Source organism: Prochlorococcus sp. MIT 1327, from assembly GCF_047304785.1.
GTDB lineage: Bacteria > Cyanobacteriota > Cyanobacteriia > PCC-6307 > Cyanobiaceae > Prochlorococcus > Prochlorococcus marinus_D.
This window is the reverse complement of the sequence record NZ_CP138972.1, coordinates 816,161-835,760: the sequence shown is the minus strand read 5'-3', so window position 1 is coordinate 835,760 and position 19,600 is coordinate 816,161. Positions and strand designations below refer to the sequence as shown.

26 protein-coding genes, 1 tRNA gene and 1 pseudogene are annotated in these 19,600 nt (G+C 55.8%); 18 read left to right on the top strand and 10 right to left on the bottom strand.

Annotated elements, in window-relative coordinates; genetic code table 11:
* Positions 1–98: 98 nt before the first annotated feature.
* Positions 99–809: pseudogene (locus tag SIB80_RS04085) on the bottom strand (ThiF family adenylyltransferase); the annotation flags it as partial.
* A gap of 28 nt (positions 810–837) precedes the next feature.
* On the bottom strand, positions 838–1,341 hold the full coding sequence (locus tag SIB80_RS04080) for a M67 family metallopeptidase (RefSeq protein ID WP_063420383.1): 504 nt from the start codon (positions 1,339–1,341) through the stop codon (positions 838–840).
* Between the two features lie 53 nt (positions 1,342–1,394).
* On the opposite strand from SIB80_RS04080, the gene SIB80_RS04075 reads away from it, so the two are divergent.
* Positions 1,395–1,784, top strand: coding sequence for a CAAD domain-containing protein (locus SIB80_RS04075; protein ID WP_063420384.1), 390 nt, complete (start codon positions 1,395–1,397; stop codon positions 1,782–1,784).
* 22 nt (positions 1,785–1,806) lie between these two features.
* On the opposite strand, the gene SIB80_RS04070 is transcribed toward SIB80_RS04075, so the two are convergent.
* Positions 1,807–2,700 carry a fructosamine kinase family protein gene (locus tag SIB80_RS04070; RefSeq protein WP_063420385.1) on the bottom strand — a complete coding sequence of 298 codons (894 nt, stop codon included), beginning with the start codon at positions 2,698–2,700 and terminating at the stop codon, positions 1,807–1,809.
* 35 nt (positions 2,701–2,735) lie between these two features.
* Between SIB80_RS04070 and crtD the strand changes: the two genes are divergently transcribed.
* The gene (crtD, locus tag SIB80_RS04065) at positions 2,736–4,247 is read left to right on the top strand and encodes a C-3',4' desaturase CrtD (protein ID WP_063420386.1); all 1,512 of its coding nucleotides are present in this window, start codon (positions 2,736–2,738) and stop codon (positions 4,245–4,247) included.
* Here crtD and SIB80_RS04060 read toward each other — a convergent pair.
* A complete protein-coding gene (locus SIB80_RS04060; RefSeq protein WP_063420387.1) occupies positions 4,207–5,151 on the bottom strand; it encodes a prephenate/arogenate dehydrogenase in 945 nt (314 codons plus the stop codon). The two genes, crtD and SIB80_RS04060, sit on opposite strands and share 41 nt — an antisense overlap.
* 58 nt (positions 5,152–5,209) lie before the next feature.
* Between SIB80_RS04060 and SIB80_RS04055 the strand changes: the two genes are divergently transcribed.
* The gene (locus SIB80_RS04055; protein WP_063420388.1) at positions 5,210–6,655 is read left to right on the top strand and encodes a hypothetical protein; all 1,446 of its coding nucleotides are present in this window, start codon (positions 5,210–5,212) and stop codon (positions 6,653–6,655) included.
* Between the two features lie 41 nt (positions 6,656–6,696).
* Positions 6,697–6,936 (top strand): DUF2839 domain-containing protein, encoded by a 240-nt coding sequence (locus tag SIB80_RS04050; protein WP_063420389.1) that lies wholly within the window; start codon positions 6,697–6,699, stop codon positions 6,934–6,936.
* Between the two features lie 108 nt (positions 6,937–7,044).
* Here the strand turns inward: SIB80_RS04050 and recA are convergent, their stop codons facing one another.
* The 6 genes from recA to SIB80_RS04020 all read right to left on the bottom strand — a co-directional run bounded on the left by recA (position 7,045) and on the right by SIB80_RS04020 (position 12,502).
* Positions 7,045–8,184, bottom strand: a complete 1,140-nt coding sequence (gene recA / locus SIB80_RS04045) for a recombinase RecA (protein ID WP_063420390.1) — start codon at positions 8,182–8,184, stop codon at positions 7,045–7,047.
* Positions 8,185–8,337: 153 nt separating this feature from the next.
* On the bottom strand, positions 8,338–9,114 hold the full coding sequence (locus SIB80_RS04040; RefSeq protein WP_063420391.1) for an HAD family hydrolase: 777 nt from the start codon (positions 9,112–9,114) through the stop codon (positions 8,338–8,340).
* A gap of 15 nt (positions 9,115–9,129) precedes the next feature.
* Positions 9,130–9,201, bottom strand: a tRNA-Gln gene (locus tag SIB80_RS04035).
* A 104-nt stretch (positions 9,202–9,305) separates the two neighbouring features.
* Positions 9,306–10,943: an AAA family ATPase gene (locus tag SIB80_RS04030; protein WP_063420392.1), complete on the bottom strand. Its 1,638-nt coding sequence runs from the start codon at positions 10,941–10,943 to the stop codon at positions 9,306–9,308.
* A 54-nt stretch (positions 10,944–10,997) separates the two neighbouring features.
* Entirely contained in the window at positions 10,998–11,969 is a 972-nt protein-coding gene (locus tag SIB80_RS04025) for an LdpA C-terminal domain-containing domain (RefSeq protein ID WP_063420823.1), read from the bottom strand.
* A gap of 71 nt (positions 11,970–12,040) precedes the next feature.
* Positions 12,041–12,502 carry an NAD(P)H-quinone oxidoreductase subunit N gene (locus SIB80_RS04020; RefSeq protein ID WP_063420393.1) on the bottom strand — a complete coding sequence of 154 codons (462 nt, stop codon included), beginning with the start codon at positions 12,500–12,502 and terminating at the stop codon, positions 12,041–12,043.
* A gap of 400 nt (positions 12,503–12,902) precedes the next feature.
* Here SIB80_RS04020 and rplC point away from each other — a divergent pair, with 400 nt between their 5' ends.
* The 14 genes from rplC to rpsH all read left to right on the top strand — a co-directional run bounded on the left by rplC (position 12,903) and on the right by rpsH (position 19,600).
* On the top strand, positions 12,903–13,559 hold the full coding sequence (gene rplC / locus SIB80_RS04015) for a 50S ribosomal protein L3 (RefSeq protein ID WP_063420394.1): 657 nt from the start codon (positions 12,903–12,905) through the stop codon (positions 13,557–13,559).
* Complete coding sequence (gene rplD / locus SIB80_RS04010; protein WP_063420395.1) at positions 13,559–14,194, top strand: 50S ribosomal protein L4; 636 nt, start codon at positions 13,559–13,561, stop codon at positions 14,192–14,194. Before rplC ends, rplD begins: the two co-directional genes overlap by 1 nt.
* The gene (locus SIB80_RS04005) at positions 14,187–14,489 is read left to right on the top strand and encodes a 50S ribosomal protein L23 (protein WP_011826907.1); all 303 of its coding nucleotides are present in this window, start codon (positions 14,187–14,189) and stop codon (positions 14,487–14,489) included. Before rplD ends, SIB80_RS04005 begins: the two co-directional genes overlap by 8 nt.
* A gap of 16 nt (positions 14,490–14,505) precedes the next feature.
* The gene (gene rplB, locus SIB80_RS04000) at positions 14,506–15,369 is read left to right on the top strand and encodes a 50S ribosomal protein L2 (RefSeq protein WP_063420396.1); all 864 of its coding nucleotides are present in this window, start codon (positions 14,506–14,508) and stop codon (positions 15,367–15,369) included.
* 35 nt (positions 15,370–15,404) lie between these two features.
* Entirely contained in the window at positions 15,405–15,680 is a 276-nt protein-coding gene (rpsS, locus tag SIB80_RS03995) for a 30S ribosomal protein S19 (protein WP_011131103.1), read from the top strand.
* Positions 15,681–15,684: 4 nt separating this feature from the next.
* Entirely contained in the window at positions 15,685–16,053 is a 369-nt protein-coding gene (gene rplV, locus SIB80_RS03990) for a 50S ribosomal protein L22 (protein WP_063420397.1), read from the top strand.
* Positions 16,054–16,072: 19 nt separating this feature from the next.
* Positions 16,073–16,801 (top strand): 30S ribosomal protein S3, encoded by a 729-nt coding sequence (gene rpsC, locus SIB80_RS03985; RefSeq protein WP_063420398.1) that lies wholly within the window; start codon positions 16,073–16,075, stop codon positions 16,799–16,801.
* 16 nt (positions 16,802–16,817) lie between these two features.
* Complete coding sequence (rplP, locus tag SIB80_RS03980; protein WP_036912653.1) at positions 16,818–17,294, top strand: 50S ribosomal protein L16; 477 nt, start codon at positions 16,818–16,820, stop codon at positions 17,292–17,294.
* A gap of 3 nt (positions 17,295–17,297) precedes the next feature.
* Positions 17,298–17,510, top strand: coding sequence for a 50S ribosomal protein L29 (gene rpmC, locus SIB80_RS03975; protein WP_036912656.1), 213 nt, complete (start codon positions 17,298–17,300; stop codon positions 17,508–17,510).
* Positions 17,511–17,528: 18 nt separating this feature from the next.
* Positions 17,529–17,795, top strand: a complete 267-nt coding sequence (gene rpsQ / locus SIB80_RS03970; protein WP_011826912.1) for a 30S ribosomal protein S17 — start codon at positions 17,529–17,531, stop codon at positions 17,793–17,795.
* The gene (gene rplN / locus SIB80_RS03965) at positions 17,792–18,157 is read left to right on the top strand and encodes a 50S ribosomal protein L14 (RefSeq protein ID WP_063420399.1); all 366 of its coding nucleotides are present in this window, start codon (positions 17,792–17,794) and stop codon (positions 18,155–18,157) included. The genes rpsQ and rplN overlap by 4 nt, the downstream gene beginning before the upstream one ends.
* 1 nt (position 18,158) lies before the next feature.
* Positions 18,159–18,515, top strand: coding sequence for a 50S ribosomal protein L24 (rplX, locus tag SIB80_RS03960; RefSeq protein WP_063420400.1), 357 nt, complete (start codon positions 18,159–18,161; stop codon positions 18,513–18,515).
* Positions 18,516–18,634: 119 nt separating this feature from the next.
* Positions 18,635–19,174 carry a 50S ribosomal protein L5 gene (gene rplE, locus SIB80_RS03955; protein WP_011826916.1) on the top strand — a complete coding sequence of 180 codons (540 nt, stop codon included), beginning with the start codon at positions 18,635–18,637 and terminating at the stop codon, positions 19,172–19,174.
* Between the two features lie 24 nt (positions 19,175–19,198).
* A complete protein-coding gene (rpsH, locus tag SIB80_RS03950; protein WP_063420401.1) occupies positions 19,199–19,600 on the top strand; it encodes a 30S ribosomal protein S8 in 402 nt (133 codons plus the stop codon).

Genomic DNA, 19,600 nt, shown 5'->3' with positions numbered 1-19,600 from the left:
AACGGATGAATGATTGGGTGACACTGAAGTCAGTCAAATAATTGATCCTTGAGCATTGAGAACTTAGCCACAAAATACGCCCCTTACATTGAGGGGCAAAACATCAACAATCTATAGCGACCTCTCAACATCGTTCTAATTCCCGTGATGAGTGTGATCATCTCCATAGACTGGATTCAACCAATCAATCCCGGAAGGATCCCCATCACACCGCCTTCGACGCAAGAAGGCACCAAGCCAGCGGGTGGCGGTTCGGGCACCAGATCACGATAGTTGGGACTCTCAGCATCAAGGTTAAAATCGGTCGCCTGACCTTCAAAGCGATGAATCGATCCAAAAATACTGGGCTTACTTAAAAGCACACAAGCGTCATTCACCAGGTAACGGCTAGGGAAATTATCATTACAGTCACAAACAATTTCGTACGGCTGAATGATCTCAAAAGCGTTATCTCGCGTCAGCGCTTTCTCGTAGACATCAACTTAACAATGGGAATTGATTTCAAGGATGCGAGCCCGAGCAGAATGCGTTTTTGCTTGACCCACCCAACTCGTGCCATGGATCACCTGGCGCTGCAAATTAGAGGGCTCAACAACATCTAAATCGACAATCCCGATATGGCCCTGCAGCGGCAGCAGCAAATAAAGCAGCACCGGCGAACCGAGCCCGCTACTACCCACACACAACACAGAAGCCACTTTGAGTCGTTTCTGACCAGTCATCCCAACCTCTGGCAGGGTGAGATGACGAGAAAAACGCTCTAACTCATCGGGGCTCAGGTCAACATCAACGGTTTCGTGAAGACCCATAGGGGAAAGAGTGCCGATAGCTATTCCCTTACCACTGTCCCAAATGCGCAACCTCATGCTGCTGGCCAGGTTGCACTCCTGTCAGCCACCAAGCGCGCACATTGCCGGAACCTGCCACGATCACAACTAACGACGGCACAGTGGCCCAGCGATGATCCATAACGGAAGGCACAGCCTCACCGCCAGGATGAGAATGGGCACTGCCCAACACCTGCCAATTGCGCTCTCTGGCAAAGCGTTGAGCCTGCAACTGTTCACGAGGATCCAAAGCAAAGCGACACTTGCGTGATGGCAGCAGCTCAGCCCCAAGATTCGGATCATCCGAGTCTTCAGGGAGGCTTAACATTCCCGGCTCCCATACATTGCAGCAAGGCCAAATCAGCCGAACATTCCAGATACTGCCGCCTTGATAACTATTGGAATCATCTTGATAACCCAATAAGAGAGCACATCCCTCAAATGGCGCCACAGCCAATAAACTGCGACGAAGAACCATCAGGTAATTACGATCAAACTCCAACAGCCCTGGCATAACAAAGATCCTTTCGATACGCTCGGCAAAGATTTGCCATCGGTTTCGTGTTCATGAGCGACATCAACACCGTGACAAACGAACAATCCACCACAGAAAAGACCACCACAAGCAGCGTTGATAACGCAGATGAGGAGATTAAATTCTCAGAGCGTTACAGCGAAGCCGTTGGCAAGGTCAACGAAACCCTAAACAAGCTCGATTGGAGCCAGATGGGGCGCATCGGCAAGGTTTTGGGGATCTTCGCAGCTGTGATCGTTGCCCAGATCCTGATCAAGGGAGTGATGGATACAATCAATTTGCTACCAATCGTGCCTGGACTGCTCGAACTGCTTGGTGTGGTGATGGTGGGCCAATGGAGCTGGCAAAACCTCACCACCAGTGAGAAGCGCTCTGCCCTGTCTGAAAGGGTTCAGAATCTCCGCAAGGAATACTTAGGCTGAATACTGCAAATCCAAATGCAATTCAAGTCAGCAACCAACTTGCCAAACGATTCAGAATGGATTGGCTCTGACTTCGATATGAGCCTCCAAAGAGATTGGCATGATTGATGAGGTGATACAGGTTATAAACCTCGACCCTTTTGCTTGCATCAGCTGGGAGTGGCCATACGTTCTCATATCCGATATAGAAATCCTGCGAAAAACCACCGAATAATTGAGTCATCGCCAAATCAACTTCTCTATCGGCCCACCAGGTAGCAGGATCCAGCAGGACTCCCCGCCCATCTGAGAGAACATTGGCATTGCCACTCCAAAGATCCCCATGCACGAGACTTGGACTGGGTTGATGGCGATCCAACCAAGGGATTAACGCCGAGAGGATTGGCTCAACATCAACCAGATCCAAGCCCCATCGAGCCGCCTCTCTCAGCTGAGGACGCAAGCGCAGCGTCACGAATGCGTCGCCCCACTCCTCCCTCCACCCCCCTGGCTGAGAGCCAGCACCGATAAAACCATCCACGGGCCAACCAAAGCGTCCAGGGTTTTCGGCGGCAGACGCCCGATGCAACAGGGCCAGTCCACGACCCAGAGATGCCTGATTACCCGCCCAAAAATCCAACCAAGGCAGCAACAACACGGCTTCACCACAGACCTGATCACAAGCCAAAGGCTCCGGCACCTCCAACACTCCCGGATCAGCCCATGCCTTAAGAACCTTTAGCCCCTCAGCTTCGACCTTGAGCATTGGCAAAGCATCTGCCCCACCTGTTTTGGCAAACAGTTGCCGACCACCCTTCAACTGCAAACACCAGGCCTGATGAATGCATCCGCCTGCGACGCACTCAACATCCTCAATGACTTCACCACTCAAGGGTCCCTCAGCTGCTACCAGGTCCTGCCTCAGACGCTCGTTCATACCCACACCTCTCTAAACCTTGTCAGCATGACCGGATGGCTGAGGACTCAATCATCGTGATCGGGGGCGGCATTGCCGGCCTAACGGCCACAGCCCTCTTAGCCAAGCAAGGATTACCCGTCACCTTGGTGGAAGCGCACCATCAACCTGGAGGTTGTGCCGGCACCTTCAGGCGAGGTCCCTATATCTTCGATGTGGGTGCCACCCAGGTTGCCGGCCTAGAACCCAGTGGCAGCCATGAACGCATCTATAGGCATCTGAACCTGCCCATGCCACAAGCGGAGCTACTCAACCCCGCTTGTGCAGTGGATCTCGCCGACGGATCCCAACCCATTCAGCTCTGGCATGATCCAAAGCGCTGGGAACAAGAATGGCGATATCACTTCCCTGGCAGTGACTCCTTCTGGGCTCTGACTGCCAAGCTCCACCAAAGCAACTGGGGCTTTGCCAGCCATGATCCGGTGGTCACACCGCGCAACGCTTGGGACTTAGGCCAACTGCTTCAGGCTCTGCGTCCAGCAACAATCACCTCAGGGCTATTGAGCAGCCTGACAGTGGCAGATCTCTTAAAGCTATGCGGCTGTGCGCAGGATCAGCGCCTTCGCAAATTCCTAGACCTCCAGATCAAGCTTTATTCGCAAGAACCACTCGACCGCACAGCCGCCCTCTATGGAGCCACCGTGTTGCAAATGGCTCAAGCACCTCTTGGGCTCTGGCATTTGCAGGGATCGATGCAACAACTCAGCGATGATCTAATGCATGCCCTGAAGCGGGATGGCGGCCAGGTATTACTGCGCCATCGTGTGGTGGGCCTAGAAGTAGCCGCACGGGGCATGGCTTGGACAGTCAGCATCAAAACCGCCAATGGCAAAGCTTTAGAACTGACCACCCCAGATGTGGTATTTAGCCTGCCTCCTCAATGCCTGAGATCGCTGATGCCACCAGGAGCAGGCATGCCCAAGGCCTATCGCCAAAGGCTAGTGCAATTACCTCAACCCAGTGGAGCTTTGGTGTTCTACGGGGCCATCGATCGCAGCGCCCTGCCTAAGAACTGTCCTGTCCATCTGCAAAGAGCCTCCAAAACACCCGGCTCCCTATTCGTATCAATCAGCCGTGAGGGAGATGGCCGTGCTCCCGCTGGACAAGCCACAGTGATTGCAAGTGTGTTCACCGCCACAGCGGAGTGGTGTGGTCTAACTGAATCCACCTATCAAGAACGCAAGCAAATGGCCCTGTTAGCCATCCGCCAAAAACTTGAAAGTTGGTTAGATCTCGCACCTGAAGATTGGCAGCATCAAGAACTAGCCACACCCAGGAGCTTTGCACATTGGACTGGTCGGCCAAATGGAATTGTGGGTGGCCTTGGGCAGCACCCTTCACAATTTGGGCCCTTCGGACTAGCAAGCCGCACCCCCATGCGAGGGCTCTGGCTCTGTGGCGACTCAATTCACCCTGGTGAAGGTACTGCAGGGGTGAGCATCTCGGCACTCATGACCTGTCGCCAGCTCATGGCTCAGCGAGGTCATCAGTTACGGGTGGCGAATTGAGGTCGTTGTTGGCAGCAACAAGAAAGCTGGGTCGCAATGCCTGGGAACGTTCCAATTCAGCCTTTAACTGCGACCAGTGCCCATTCAAAACGGCCTCCTCAAGCTGCTCCAAGCTCCAGCGATAAGCAGCCAAACCACGCAAGATCGCTGCGGTGTTGCTCTCAGCCATAGATGTTCCCAACTGGGGATTACCACCACCCACCCTGGTGGTATCAGCAAAACCACTAGAAGACAGCACTCTGGCGAGTTCGCGAACAGCAGGATCACGCTCCTCACCCACTGTTCGTAGCAACGCAGCACTCACCAGCACAGGCAGGTGGGAAATCAGCGCCACCGCTTGATCATGGTTAGCTGCATCCGCCGTAAACCATTGACTGCCCAAAGACACCGCAAATCGACGCACCAACTCGAGCGCCTCAAGGTCTGTTTGATTGTCAGGTGTCGCTACCCAAGGACGTTGCTGAAATAAGCCCCGCAGCCCTGCTTCCACTCCTGCTTCAGCGGTGCCTGCCATGGGATGGCTAGCCACAAAGCGGGGGTGTAGGTCGCGCCAGAGCTCTAAAACAGGCATCTTCACTGAACCCACATCAGTTACCACAGCAGCTGTAGGCAAAGCCTTTAGGAGATTCGGATCTGGATTGAGCAGCTGAGCCAAAGGCAGCGCCAGGATCACCAAATCACAATCCGCGAGAATGCCCGGATCGGTGCTCACCAAGTGAGCCAAACCCCTAGCGCGAGCCCTATCCGCGGTACTGGAACGATGCACCAGACCATTGACCTTCCAACCAAGCGCCTGCAGATCCAATCCCAAGGAGCCACCAATCAGCCCAAGCCCTACGACTCCAGCGCAAAGTGATGTTTTTTTGTTCTGCTCCATCCCTACGGTTCTCGCACTGCAGTCCATGTTGATCGACCAATCAAAATGGAGCTTTCTCGGGTTTACGGCTTCCTAGGCTCTCGCAATGCTCGAAGCCCGCAGCCATCAGCAGCTCAAGCACCTGCTCCTGCAGAATTCCTCCCCCTGGCCTCATCACCTCACTTTGAGCCGTCTTGTTGCCCGCAGTCTCAGGCGCAAAGATCACACCCTGATCCAGCTCGACCCTCGTAGCAAAGACCTCTGGTGGCTTGGTTTGCTGGTTCCTCTCTGCCTGGAGGCCAAGGGTGCTGTGATGATCCTTTCCGATCAGCAGCGACGCCGACTCCTCAAGGTAGAACTGCCACAACTGCTGACGAAAGGCATCAAACTCCCCTGCTGGGAAGGGCACCTTCCGCCCTCAGGGAATCAACTGTGGTTGATGAACCACAGTGAGTTGATTGACGCACACCACCTGGGGCATCTCAAATCAAGGCAGTTGATCATTCCAGAAGCAGACCAACTAAGCCAGCGACTACGGGACAGCATGGCTTTGTCGATCACACCTCAAGACTGGGAGCGTTTGCGGCGGGCACATCCTTCTGCGGAGGCTTCCCTCATGCAACTGCACGAACGATTAAGCCGCAGCCTGTTTACTCACGCCACCCGAGCCAATGCCCAAGTTCGCCTTGATGGCAGCGAAATTCAGGCTCTCAAAGATCTCATGCGACTTCTAGGCCCCTCACCTTCCCCTTGGCCTGCAGTGCTGAAAGCCGATAGCCGTTTTTGGGCAAGCTGGGCCGAACTCGATCACCGACTACTGCAATGGCAATGGCATCTACAACCGCTCGAACCCCTTCAAAATCTTCCAGGTCTGTTACGAGACCAGCCGTCTGTCCTGCTGAGCGAATCAAGGGAGAACGATCTCGTCCGCACTGAGTTGGACGCTGCAGCATTTCCTGCCACCGTCATGGCCAGATTGAGTGAACCCAACCTGCAGGAACCAATACCTCTTTTTGCACCACGCCGCCAACCACTACCGAATACCGAAATCTATGCAGAGCATCTGCTCGATCAATGCCGTCGTCTGATTCTGGGACGTCCTGGCATCACTGTGGTGTTACTTGACGATCAGCAACTGCGCCACCAACTCACAAGTGAGTTGGCGGCGGAATTTGGACGCAGAGTCGTTCATGAAACCACCGCTCCGGAATCCAACGGTGTTGTCTGTTGCCGCTGGGCTTGGTGGCTTCATCACCAAGATCAACTCCCTCTCCCAGAACAACTAATCGTGGCCTTACTTCCCCTGGCGAGCGTAGAGTCACCACTCACAGCAGCAAGAGTAGAATCCCTCAAGAATCAAGGTCGTGACTGGTTCCGAGACCTTCTCTTGCCTGAAGCTCTCAGCCTGCTAACACCAGCGATTGCCCCGCTCCGAAAAAATCACGGACGACTGGCAATCCTGGACGGACGTCTACGAGGACGGAGCTGGGGGAAGCAAGTGCTGAGCACACTCGAACCCTGGACACCCCTGCAACGCCTATTACCGGATTAAGCCAACTACTCTTTAACAACCAAACAGCAACGAGGAAGGCCATGGGAGAAGCCAGACGAAGATCCGAACAGGGCCTAGCACCACGCCAGAAACAATCCAAAAAAGATGACTCCCCCAGAATCGTCTCCTGGCTGCCCATTACCCAACGTGATAAAGAGCGTTTTTACGCCATCACAACCCGTGGCGCCTGGATTGGCATCGGCTTCATGGTGGCTTTGTGGGTCGTAGCGCGCTTCGTAGGCCCAGCCGCTGGGTGGTGGACCCCCGCCGATGCCAGGTAAAAGAAACTACTGAGGAAAGAAAACATCAATCATCCCAAATTTCTCTCTTCAGGAACAAACCCAAGACCCTCAAAGAGCTCTTGGGTTATCTCGTTCTTTTAGCCAGTCTTAAGCAGCTTCAGATGCCAAGCTGACGACAGGTTTTTTAGCCGCAGTACGCGCCGCAGCCGCCAACGGACGCATGGAATTAGCGGTCACCTCAGACCCTTCAGTGAGTTTCTGACGCACAAGAACTTCAATCTGCTCCTGAGCTTCAGAATTCTGCTCAAGCCAAGTAATCGTGTTGTCACGTCCCTGACCGATATTGTCGCCCTCATAGCTGTACCAGGCACCCTTACGGATGACAACACCGGTTTCTTCAGCTAGGTCAAGCAAGCAACCCAAGGTACTGATGCCACGACCAAAAAGAATGTCGAACTCAGCAATACGAAACGGAGGGGCTACCTTGTTTTTAGCCACCTTCACCTTGGCACGAATTCCATACTCCTCCGTGCCGCGCTTGAGCGTTTGAATACGACGGATATCGAGACGTACGGAGGCGTAAAACTTGAGAGCATTGCCACCAGTCGTCGTCTCCGGGTTGCCGTAAGTGACGCCTATCTTGAGACGCAACTGGTTGAGAAAAATGACCGTGCAGCCGGATTTGCCGATGTTGCCAGTGATCTTGCGCATCGCCTGACTCATCAGACGGGCCTGGCTACCCACAGCCAAATCGCCCATCTCACCTTCGATCTCAGACCGAGGAGTGAGCGCAGCAACGGAATCCACAACAACGATATCAACTGCGGCAGAGCGCACAAGCTGGTCGACTATCTCCAGAGCCATCTCCCCCGTGTCCGGCTGCGAGACCAGCAGGTTCTCAATATCCACTCCTAAAGAGGCTGCGTAGACCGGATCGAGCGCATGCTCGGCATCCACAAAAGCTGCGACGCCACCACGACGCTGTACCTCGGCGATGGCATGCAAGGTGAGGGTGGTTTTACCGGAACTCTCCGGGCCGTACACCTCCACGACTCGTCCTTTCGGGTACCCACCGCCAAGGGCAAGATCAAGGGTCAGCGCCCCTGTAGGGAAGGTCTCCACCCGCATCCGAGAGGCATCCCCCAAGCGCATGATCGAACCCTTGCCAAAATTGCGTTCAATCTGACCAAGCACCAAATTGAGAGCTTTGTCCCGCTCACCTGGACGGGGCTCAGCCTGGAGGGAATCAGACTTAGAGGATTGGGCTGATTTCACGTCAACTGACATAGCAATGGTGAATAAAGGATTAAACGAGTACCGTCGGCTGCTGACCTAGGCGAAGCAAAAAGCACTGCGGCAAAGCTGACGGACACCGATCAAAGAGTCCAATACCACCACAACCGCGAACCGTCCCAGATAGTACAGACGTACCCTAACGGATCAGGGCCAGCTCGCCAAGGGTGCCGCCAAAGCTTCTGGCTCCAACAGGCGAATGCCCATCGGCAAGGTCCGACAGTCTTCCGGCTTGAGATAGCCCCAACTCGCCAGATAGCAGGGCAGAGAAGAGAGTCCGGGCGTCGCGAGCACCGTCTCGAGGGTGGCACGACGGTCCTCCACAAAGCCCCGCAGTGGTCGCTCCGCCGCCAACCGCAGCAGCACCTCAGGCTTACTGCCCGACTCATGGCCATACAACCCATGAGGAGCAAGTTGAAAGCACTTCAACAGTTCAGCGGTGAACTCCGCCCCCTTGGTGGTGAGCACCACCAAGTCGAACCCTTCATCGTGGAGGCCACGAAGACGCTCAATCACACCAGGAAAAGGGTGGTGGCGGGCCAGCCAGTTCAACCGATCGGCCTCCAGCGCACTCCGCCGCACCTGCTCCAAGGCCTCCTGCAACTGACCTGGCTGCCATCCCCAAGCCTCTAAAGCCTGCTGACATCGCAAGTGATAATCGACCGAAAAGGCCTTAGCCCCATGTCGCAGCAAGGGTCCATCAGAACGCAGCAGCTCTGCTGCTAGAAGCACCATCTCCCAACCCTGATGGATCCAGGGCCGGAGCAAACGAAAAGCTTCAGGAGCCGCATCGGGCAAAGGGTCTGAACCAAAGTCAAGACCCACTAACTGCAGACAAGCGTGCCGGGCACTCCACCAGTACTCGCCCATCCCATCAACAATGACACCGTCAAAGTCGAAAACCAACAGGGAGCGAGAGGTCAACTGAGGATTGAGAAACTGGGCCGCTAGGATTCGAACCTAGGAATGGCGAGACCAAAACCCGCTGCCTTACCACTTGGCGACGGCCCAATGATCCAGATCATTAGCCGCGCAGAGGAGACTTCACTGGAATCCAGATAGTTACCCACATTGAAGCCACCTTCGTCAATGCATGCTGATCAAGCAGAGCCATTTCAAGGGGGATAAACCCGCAATCGCTGTTGTTCCGCCTGGCCGAAAACATCACTACTGAGGCGATAGCGCGTCACCAAATCAACCTGCATCTGACGAACCTGCTCGCTACGGGGTAAGAGCTCCACCGGCCGTCCATAGGGCAGCACTACTTTTTCCACAGCCAATCTGCACTCTTCAAGTGCAGCCAGGGCATCTTCCTGATCACCATCCTGAGACTCTGAATGTGAGAGCTGATCTTGCGGCCCAGCGCGGCGTGCTAACAGCCGCTCCAGAGCACGCTCTACCTGAGGCAATGTGTCGGACTTAATCACAAGGACCGGCACACGTGATTCACGCGCCTGACGTCTCAGAGTTGGCTGATGGCCGAGTCCCTTACGGATGCTGAGCACAACGTCAGCCTCATTGAGGTCATCCACCCAACGAACAGGCCAGCCATGACGACGAATAGCCTCATCCACCAGCTGGGGCGTGATTCCACAACAGAGCACCTGCAGTGCTCTTTGATCTGAACGCTCAGCAGAGATCGCCTCAGCATGATCTTGAGCGGGGGGGGCCGCTCTAGGAGAAGGTGCTTTTGGATCCGGCAGAGGGACCGCCGCCAGAGCAGGACGTGGTGAAGATGATCGACTCGGCTGCGCATCCACGAGCCGCACCGATCCATCAGAGTCCAGCTCCCGCAACTGGGGGCGTGGCAACTGTCCGCGCAGCAACTGATCAACAGTGGCAGCCACGTCGGCATGAATCGACCAACGATTGCGAGTATTGATTTCAACTGCCACAGGGAAAGTGGGCTCAGCAGCCCTCTCAAGCACAGTCTTCTGCGTGCGACGCCGCCTTGCCTCTTCATCTCCAAGAGTGACAGCCTGAATCCCGCCAACAAGATCACTAAGGGTTGGATTCTTGATCAAATTCGCCAAAGCATTCCCATGGGCGGTAGCCACAAGCTGCACCCCCCGTTCAGCGATCGTGCGCGCAGCTTGAGCCTCTAGCTCCGTACCGATTTCATCAATCACGATGACTTCCGGCATGTGGTTCTCCACGGCCTCAATCATGACCTGATGTTGTTGTTCTGGCAGAGACACTTGCATGCGCCTGGCCCGACCAATAGCTGGATGGGGAATATCCCCGTCACCAGCAATCTCGTTACTGGTGTCAATCACCACAACCCTGCGATGCAGATCATCAGCAAGAACCCTGGCAATCTCACGCAGCGCGGTGGTCTTACCAACTCCGGGGCGCCCCATCAGCAAGAGCGATTGACCACTATCCAGCAAATCTCTCACCATCGCCACGGTGCCAAAAACGGCCCTTCCCACACGGCAGGTGAGGCCCACCACCTCTCGCTGGCGATTACGAATAGCACTGATGCGATGCAGAGTTCGTTCAATGCCAGCACGGTTGTCAGCACCAAACTGGCCCAACCGATCAACAGTGGTTTGCAGGTCATCGCGCGTGAGGCACTGCTCTCCTAAAGCAAGCGCTCGTCCCGGATAGCGTGCTTCAGGCACTCTGCCGAGATCCAAGACCACCTCGAGTAACTGCTCCCGGCTATTGGGTGTCGCCAAAGCCTGCTGAACCGCAAGAGGCAACAAATCCAACAATCGGTCTAGATCATCAGTAATACGCTTTGGCTTCATGGCCCTCAGCCGCAGCCATTTAGAAATGGCTCCCCTAACGGCCTTCTAGCAGGCTTACGACCCAGATTGGCGGAACAGCCATGGACGAACAAGCTGCTCTGCCTGCGCAAGAGCAGCTTGCCAACCCTCAGGCCATTCCCTCAGGCTCACATGCCTGGCCTGTGCTTCAAGCAGCCAGGGCTGGAGGAGACGACGAGCCATGCCGCCAAAGGCAATGCCTGCCGGCCCATGCTCACTAGAGAGATAGGTGATCGTGTGGGCATTGGTGCCCCCCGCTAACTGGAGGGGGCCAGGCGGAGCCAATGGCCGCAGCTTCCGCCAGAGCGCTACAGCAACTCGAGCCGTTCCTGACCCGATATCGCCACTCATGGGTCGGCCATCAAGCTGCCAAAGAGGTCTTTGCCCAGAACGCCTTAAACAAACATATCTTTGCCACAACTCACTTGCTAAAGCCTCAACCGTGAGCCCATGCCCCTCAAGGCCACAACTCACCCCAATCCGCTGCAGAGGCACCTGAGCCGACATCAGCTCTGCAACTGTGGATTCAAAGGCCTCAGCCCGCCCAGGTGCCGTGTGAATCTCGACTGCATCAGGATGCAATTCCGCCAACAGAGGTCCGAAATCTCTCAGTTCAAGTCGCCGGTCATGTTCATCGATCAAACCAAGAGGACAAGTCGGCAGACATCGTCCACAGCCATAACAACGGCTTAGCTGAACCCCCCCTTGCTCACCAATAGCCTCAGCAGGACAAGCATGTTGACAAGGCCGCGAACAATCGCTTGGACAGCGCGCAGGATCAAACCAAGCTTTTCGAAAATGGGCATCCTTGCCATCGCTGATGCTCACCATCAACCAAGGACGAAAACCACTCCGCGCTTGCACCCAATCAAGCCCCTGACGAGCTGCCCTGACAACGGCAGCATCGGCCGCCACATCCACACAGTGAATACCAGCCGCAGCAAAAACCGCACAAAGGTCTGTAATGGCAAGCAAATCCTGATTACTGGCACCACAGATCAACTTCACCCAAGACCCACTGGCCAGGGCGAGCTCACCGCGAAGAGCACTCTGCTGGAAAGGGTTAGAAGAAATAGTGTTCAGTCCCCTAGCAAAGTGGACATCGGCTGCCAATTCAAACTGCGAGCGCCACCCATCTCAACAACGACCCGTAAACGCGACTCACGCTTACAAAGATCACAAAGCGCCAAGAGCTCAGATCTTGACAGCACCTGCCCCTCCAAAAGCCAGAGCACCACAGGAGCGTTGTTGACAAATAATTCAGCCAACTGGGGCATCACCTGCTGAACCTCACCGACAGCTCCATTGCGCCCAACGCTTTGATGCCCGAGATGGGGAGGCCGAATACCGTGCAGCTGAAAAAGAAACACCTCTGGATCGCCAAGCCCCCGAGCTGAACTCAGCTGAGTGCGGTATCCAGCAGCCCGAAGCCTTCGCAGCAACCTGGTTTCACTGCCACCTTCAAGGGGAACATGCATGGCCAGACAGCCGCAAGCATCCAGGTCACGGCGAAACACCCGACCAGAAAGCAACAGCGGCATGACGACATCACTCAAGTAGCAATGAGTCTGCCAGCAGGTTCGGAAAATATTTAATTGGCATAAGTACTGGTGTAGAATCTTAGTTTGGTTCGTCTTTCTGTGCCCGTCCGCTAGCCGGGCCTCCAGAAGGCGAATCAGATCCGACGATTGCGCCGGATCCCTAGGCCAGAGCAGAAAAGGGATTTATCCCTGAACTGCCGGGAAACTGATTGACTCAAAAGGTCGCCCAAGTCCCAGCCAGCTGATTTGCTCGCTAGCTCTATCCGAAAATTGCCTCAGCCGCCGTTTCTTACGGTCCAAGGTATTTCGGCGACGACTGCGCTCCCTTGATCAGCACTGAATCACAACCCCCCGACCGGAAAACGGAAGGAGGTCATACACGCTGGCGTTTTTACCCTCCATGTCAATCGGCATCCTTGGGAAGAAACTGGGTATGTCTCAGTTCTTCGACGATCAAGGCAGAGCCATCCCGGTCACCCTGATCGAGGCCGGCCCCTGCCGCATCACCCAACTCAAGACTTCTGACATCGACGGTTATGCCGCCGTGCAGATCGGTTTCGGTGATACCCGCGAAAAATTGATCAACAAGCCTTCCAAAGGGCACCTCACCAAATCTGGCGAGGTGCTCTTGAAGCACCTGCGCGAATATCGCGTCGAAGGCCTTGAAGGCCTAGAGCTGGGAGCAGCGATCACCGTCGGCAATTTTGAAGCTGGCCAGAAGGTAGACGTCAGCGGCGACACGATGGGGCGTGGGTTCTCTGGCTATCAAAAGCGCCACGGCTTCAGCCGTGGTCCGATGAGCCACGGTTCCAAAAACCATCGAGAACCAGGCTCCACAGGCGCCGGAACCACGCCAGGGCGGATTTATCCAGGCAAACGCATGGCTGGCCGCTACGGCGGCAAAAAGCGCACCACCCGTGGACTCACCATCCTCAAAGTGGACAGCAACCGCAATCTCCTGGTGGTGAAGGGCTCAGTGCCTGGCAAGCCAGGCGCCCTGCTCAACATCCGACCCGCAAAACGCGTAGGCAGCAAGCCTGCTCAAGGAGGTAAGTGATGGCTGAATGTGTTGTTCACGACTGGCAGGGAAAGGAAGCCGGCAAGGCAAGCCTTGAACTCAAAGTTTCTAAAGAAGCCACGGCTGTTGATCTCATGCACCGTGCAGTGCTCAGGCAGCAGGCCCATAGCCGTCAGGGAACGGCAAGCACCCTCACCCGTGCCGAGGTTCGTGGTGGTGGTCGCAAGCCCTATAAGCAAAAAGGCACCGGCCGTGCCCGCCAGGGAACGATCCGCACCCCCTTACGTCCAGGCGGCGGCATCATCTTCGGACCAAAGCCAAGGACCTACAACCTGGCGATGAACCGAAAGGAACGTCGTCTGGCCCTACGCACCGCGCTGATGGCCCGTCTTGAGGACGTCATTGTGGTCAAAGACTTTGGCAACAGCCTGAAGGCGCCGAAAACCCGAGAGATCTCAGATGCCCTTGTAAGGCTCGGCGTTGCCGCAGATGCAAAGGTTTTGATCATTCTTTCCACACCCTCCGAGATCATCCGACGCTCCGTGCGCAATCTCGAGAAGGTGAAACTGATCGCCGCCGATCAACTCAACGTCTTCGATTTGCTCCACGCCAATTCTCTGGTGCTGAGCGAGGAGGCTCTCGCAAAGATCCAGGAGGTTTACGGAGATGACTGAACGTTTCAACGGTCGGCTGGCGGATGTGATCCGCCGTCCACTGATCACAGAAAAGGCGACCAGCGCATTGGAACAAAACCAGTACACCTTTGAGGTTGACCATCGTGCCGCCAAGCCTGATATCAAGGCAGCCGTAGAACAACTCTTCGACGTCCGTGTGGTCGGCATCAGCACCATGAATCCTCCTCGACGCAGCCGTCGAGTGGGTCGTTTCACCGGCAAGCGAGCCCAGGTCAAAAAAGCCATCGTGCGGCTTGCCGAAGGCAACACGATCCAACTCTTCCCTGAGTCCTGAGGGGTCTGAAAACATCATGGCAATCCGTACCTTCCGCCCTTACACCCCAGGAACACGCACCAGGGTGGTCACAGACTTCAATGAGGTCACCGGCCGTAAACCCGAGCGTTCTCTTGTGGTGGCGAAACATCGCCGCAAGGGTCGCAACAACAGAGGTGTTATCACCTGCCGCCATCGCGGTGGCGGGCACAAGCGCCTATACCGCATCGTCGATTTCCGTCGCAATAAGCACGGCATTCCGGCCAAAGTGGCGGCGATCCATTACGACCCCCATCGCAATGCCCACCTAGCACTGCTTTTTTACACCGATGGAGAGAAGCGCTACATCCTTGCTCCAAACGGGATCACCATTGGTCAGCAGCTGATTTCAGGCCCGGAATCACCGATCGAGACAGGCAATGCCTTGCCACTCTCAGCCATCCCTCTTGGCTCCAGCGTCCACAACGTTGAGCTTTATGCCGGCCGTGGTGGCCAGATGGCGCGTACGGCCGGATCAAGTGCACAAGTCATGGCCAAGGAGGGTGATTACGTCGCTCTCAAGTTGCCCTCCACTGAGGTCCGCCTTGTGCGCCATGAGTGCTACGCCACTCTCGGAGAAGTAGGCAATTCGGAAGTGCGTAACACCAGCCTGGGCAAGGCTGGGCGTCGCCGTTGGCTAGGGCGACGCCCCCAAGTCCGCGGCAGTGTGATGAACCCCTGTGACCACCCTCATGGTGGTGGCGAAGGGCGTGCACCGATCGGCCGTTCAGGCCCGGTGACACCCTGGGGCAAACCTGCCCTTGGTCTCAAGACGCGTAAGCGGAACAAGCCCAGCAACCGGTTCGTTCTTCGGAAACGTCGCCGCACCTCCAAACGAAGCCGTGGAGGACGCGATTCCTGATGTCACTCACTGTTCTGCCGTTCGCTTAACCCGCCATGGGACGTTCATTAAAAAAAGGCCCATTCATTGCTGACAGCCTGCTTCGCAAGCTGGAAAAGCAAAATGCTGACGATGACAAGTCGGTGATCAAAACCTGGTCTCGAGCCTCCACCATCCTGCCGATGATGATCGGCCATACCATTGCCGTTCACAACGGCAGGAGCCATGTGCCGGTGTTCATCACCGAGCAGATGGTTGGACACAAGCTGGGTGAATTTGCTCCCACCCGCACCTTCAAAGGCCACATCAAAGACAAAAAAGGAGGCCGCTGAGACCATGACGACCTCATCACCCACGACCACAGCTATCGCCAAGGCCCACGGCCGCTTCATCCGCGGCTCCGTATCAAAGGTACGGCGGGTGCTCGATCAAATCCGCGGTCGCACCTATCGCGACGCGCTGATCATGCTCGAGTTCATGCCCTACCGCTCCACTGGCCCGATCACAAAAGTTCTGAGGTCAGCTGTGGCCAATGCAGAGCACAACCTGGGTCTTGATCCAGCATCGCTTGTGATTGCCCAAGCCAGCGCCGACATGGGTCCATCCATGAAGCGCTATCGGCCCCGAGCTCAAGGTCGCGCTTTCGCGATCAAGAAGCAAACCTGCCACATCAGCATTGCTGTGGCAGCCCAGACCGACTCCTGACCCCCGAGGACACCGACCGATGGGAAACAAAATCCATCCAACCGGCTTACGCCTGGGGATCACCCAGGAGCACCGATCTCATTGGTACGCCACCAGCAAGATGTACCCAATCCTCCTTCAGGAGGACGACAGGATCCGTCGATTCATCCATAAGAAGTACGGCGCAGCAGGCATCAGCGATGTGTTGATTGCCCGCAAGGCCGACCAACTCGAAGTGGAGCTGAAGACTGCACGACCAGGTGTGCTCGTTGGCCGCCAGGGCAGTGGCATCGAAGAGCTACGAACCGGCATCCAAAAAACCATCGGTGATCACAGTCGACAGGTTCGGATCAACGTCGTCGAAGTCGAGCGAGTCGATGCCGATGCCTTCCTGCTGGCCGAGTACATCGCCCAGCAGCTCGAGAAGCGAGTCGCTTTCCGCCGCACCATCCGCATGGCCGTACAACGGGCCCAGCGAGCGGGTGTACTGGGCTTAAAAATCCAGGTTGGTGGTCGGCTCAACGGCGCCGAAATCGCTCGCACCGAATGGACCCGCGAAGGCCGTGTGCCTCTACACACCCTTCGCGCCGAGATCGACTACGCCACAAAAGTAGCTAGCACTACCTACGGAGTACTAGGCATCAAGGTCTGGATCTTCAAAGGCGAAGTACTGGGAGACGAGGCCCAGTCAATGCCTGTGGGTGCAAGCCCACGGCGCAGGGGCAATCGTCGACCCCAACAATTCGAAGATCGCTCAAACGAGGGTTGATGAGGAGGCCTGAACCATGCTGAGTCCAAAACGCGTCAAATTCCGCAAACAACAACGAGGCCGTATGCGCGGCGTCGCAACCAGGGGCAACACCATTGCCTTTGGAGAGTTTGCCTTGCAAGCCCAGGAATGTGGCTGGATTACCTCACGCCAAATCGAGGCCAGCCGCCGAGCCATGACCCGCTACGTCAAACGGGGTGGAAAGATCTGGATCCGGATCTTTCCAGACAAGCCAGTCACTATGCGTCCCGCTGAAACACGCATGGGCTCTGGCAAGGGCAACCCTGAATTTTGGGTTGCCGTCATTAAGCCAGGTCGGATTCTGTTCGAAATGGGCGGTGAAGAGATCACCGAAGACATTGCTAAGGAAGCCATGCGCCTTGCCCAGTACAAACTACCCATCAAGACAAAGTTCATCGGCCTGGACGACCAAGAGAAGGTGGCTGGTAGCGACAAGCCTGCCAGTGTGCCCGCTATCACCGCGGAGTCCTGACCCATGGCCCATCCCAAAGCCGCCGAGGTGCGCAAACTCACCGACGCCGACATCACAGAGCAGATCGATGGCATCCGCCGAGAGCTGTTCGATCTCCGCTTTCAGCAAGCCACCCGGCAGCTGAGCAATACGCACCGCTTCAAAGAGTCCCGCATCAAGCTGGCTCAGCTGTTAACGGTGCAGAAGGAGCGCAGCCGCTCCGCCGCCTCCTCCTGATTTTTTCCCTTAGAACCCATGGCACTCAAGGAAAGGCTCGGCACCGTCGTCAGCGACAAGATGGACAAAACAGTAGTGGTAGCGGTGGAAAACCGCTTCCCTCATCCCATCTACCAGAAGACGGTCAGCCGAACCACTCGTTATAAAGCCCACGACGCTGGTAACACCTGCCGCATCGGTGATCGCGTGCGAATCACTGAGACACGTCCTATCAGTCGATCAAAGCGTTGGACGGTTGCTGAAGTCCTAAGCCACAGTCCCAAAGCTCAAGAGGTCTCCACATGATTCAGCAGGAATCCTTCCTCACTGTTGCCGATAACAGTGGCGCCAAGCGAATCCAATGCATCCGTGTGCTGGGCTCAAACCGTCGCTATGCCCATGTAGGCGACATCATCGTGGCAGCCGTAAAAGACGCGATGCCGAATATGAGCGTCAAGAAATCCGAGGTCGTCAAAGCTGTGGTGGTTCGCACAAAAGCAACCCTGCGCCGAGATACTGGCAACTCGATTCGTTTCGACGACAACGCCGCAGTGCTCATTAACGAGGACAAAAACCCTAGAGGCACTCGTGTTTTTGGGCCGGTGGCTCGGGAACTTCGCGAGCGCAACTTCACCAAAATCGTATCCCTCGCTCCGGAGGTGATCTGAAATGCCTATCACAACCCCCAAACAAAAAACAACTCAGCGCATCAAGATGCGCATCCATAAAGGGGACACCGTCCAAGTCATCACAGGCAAGGACAAAGGAAAAACTGGCGAAGTGCTACGCACTCTGCCCATAGAGAACCGCGTGATTGTGCAGGGCGTCAACATTCGCACCCGTCACGTCAAACCCACCCAAGAGGGAGAAAGCGGCAGGATTGTCTCAGAGGAAGCGTCCGTACACGCCTCCAACGTGATGCTCTATTCCAATAACAAAAAGATCGCCAGTCGTGTGGCGCTGGTTGTCGAAAAAGACGGCAGCAAAAAACGCCGCCTCAAAAGAACCGGAGAGTTGATCGACTAATCACAGCTCCAACCACAGAACCTTGGGCCATCTAAATCACAATTTCCAGCCCACCAACGTCCCTTTCTTCCCAATCCCCGATCTTCTGACCACGTCCAGAAGAACCCTTCCACCAAGCCATGTCACTCAAACAGCGCTACCGGGAGACCATTCAGCCCAAACTGCTGAAGGATCTAAGCCTCTCGAATATTCACGAAGTCCCCAAGGTGCTAAAAATCACCGTCAACCGAGGGCTCGGTGAGGCCGCCCAAAACGCAAAGTCCTTGGAGGCCTCCATTACTGAACTGGCTACTATCACTGGCCAGAAAGTTGTCGTGACTAGGGCCAAGAAGGCCATCGCTGGCTTCAAAATCAGGCAGGGAATGCCCATAGGTTGCGCCGTCACACTACGCGGAGAGCGGATGTATGCCTTCCTGGAGCGCCTGATCAATCTTGCACTGCCCAGAATCCGGGACTTCCGAGGTGTCAGCCCAAAGAGTTTTGACGGCCGTGGAAACTACACCCTTGGAGTGAGGGAGCAACTCATCTTCCCTGAAGTTTCCTTCGACAAGATCGATGCCATCAGGGGTATGGACATCACCATCGTGACCAGCGCCCGTACGGATGAAGAGGGCCAATCCCTCCTCCGAGAGATGGGAATGCCGTTCCGCAGCAACTAAGCCCTCTTCGGAGACGACTGAACTATGGCCAACCACGATCCAATCTCAGACATGCTCACACGCATTCGCAATGCGAGTGAAAAGCGTCACCAAACAACCCGCATTCCTGCCTCCCGCATGTCACGCAGTATTGCCAAAGTCCTACAGCAAGAGGGCTTCATTTCTGAAATCAGTGAAGAAGGTGAAGGTGTACTCACCCATCTAGTCCTCGAATTGAAGTACAGCGGCAAACACCGCCATCCCACCATCCGCTCAATGCAGCGGGTGAGCAAGCCAGGCCTACGCATCTACAAGAACACCCGTGCCCTACCCAAGGTCCTTGGTGGCCTTGGGATGGCAATCATCTCCACTTCCAAAGGCGTGATGAGCGACCGCGATGCCCGCAAACAGGGCGTTGGCGGAGAAGTGCTCTGTTACGTGTACTGA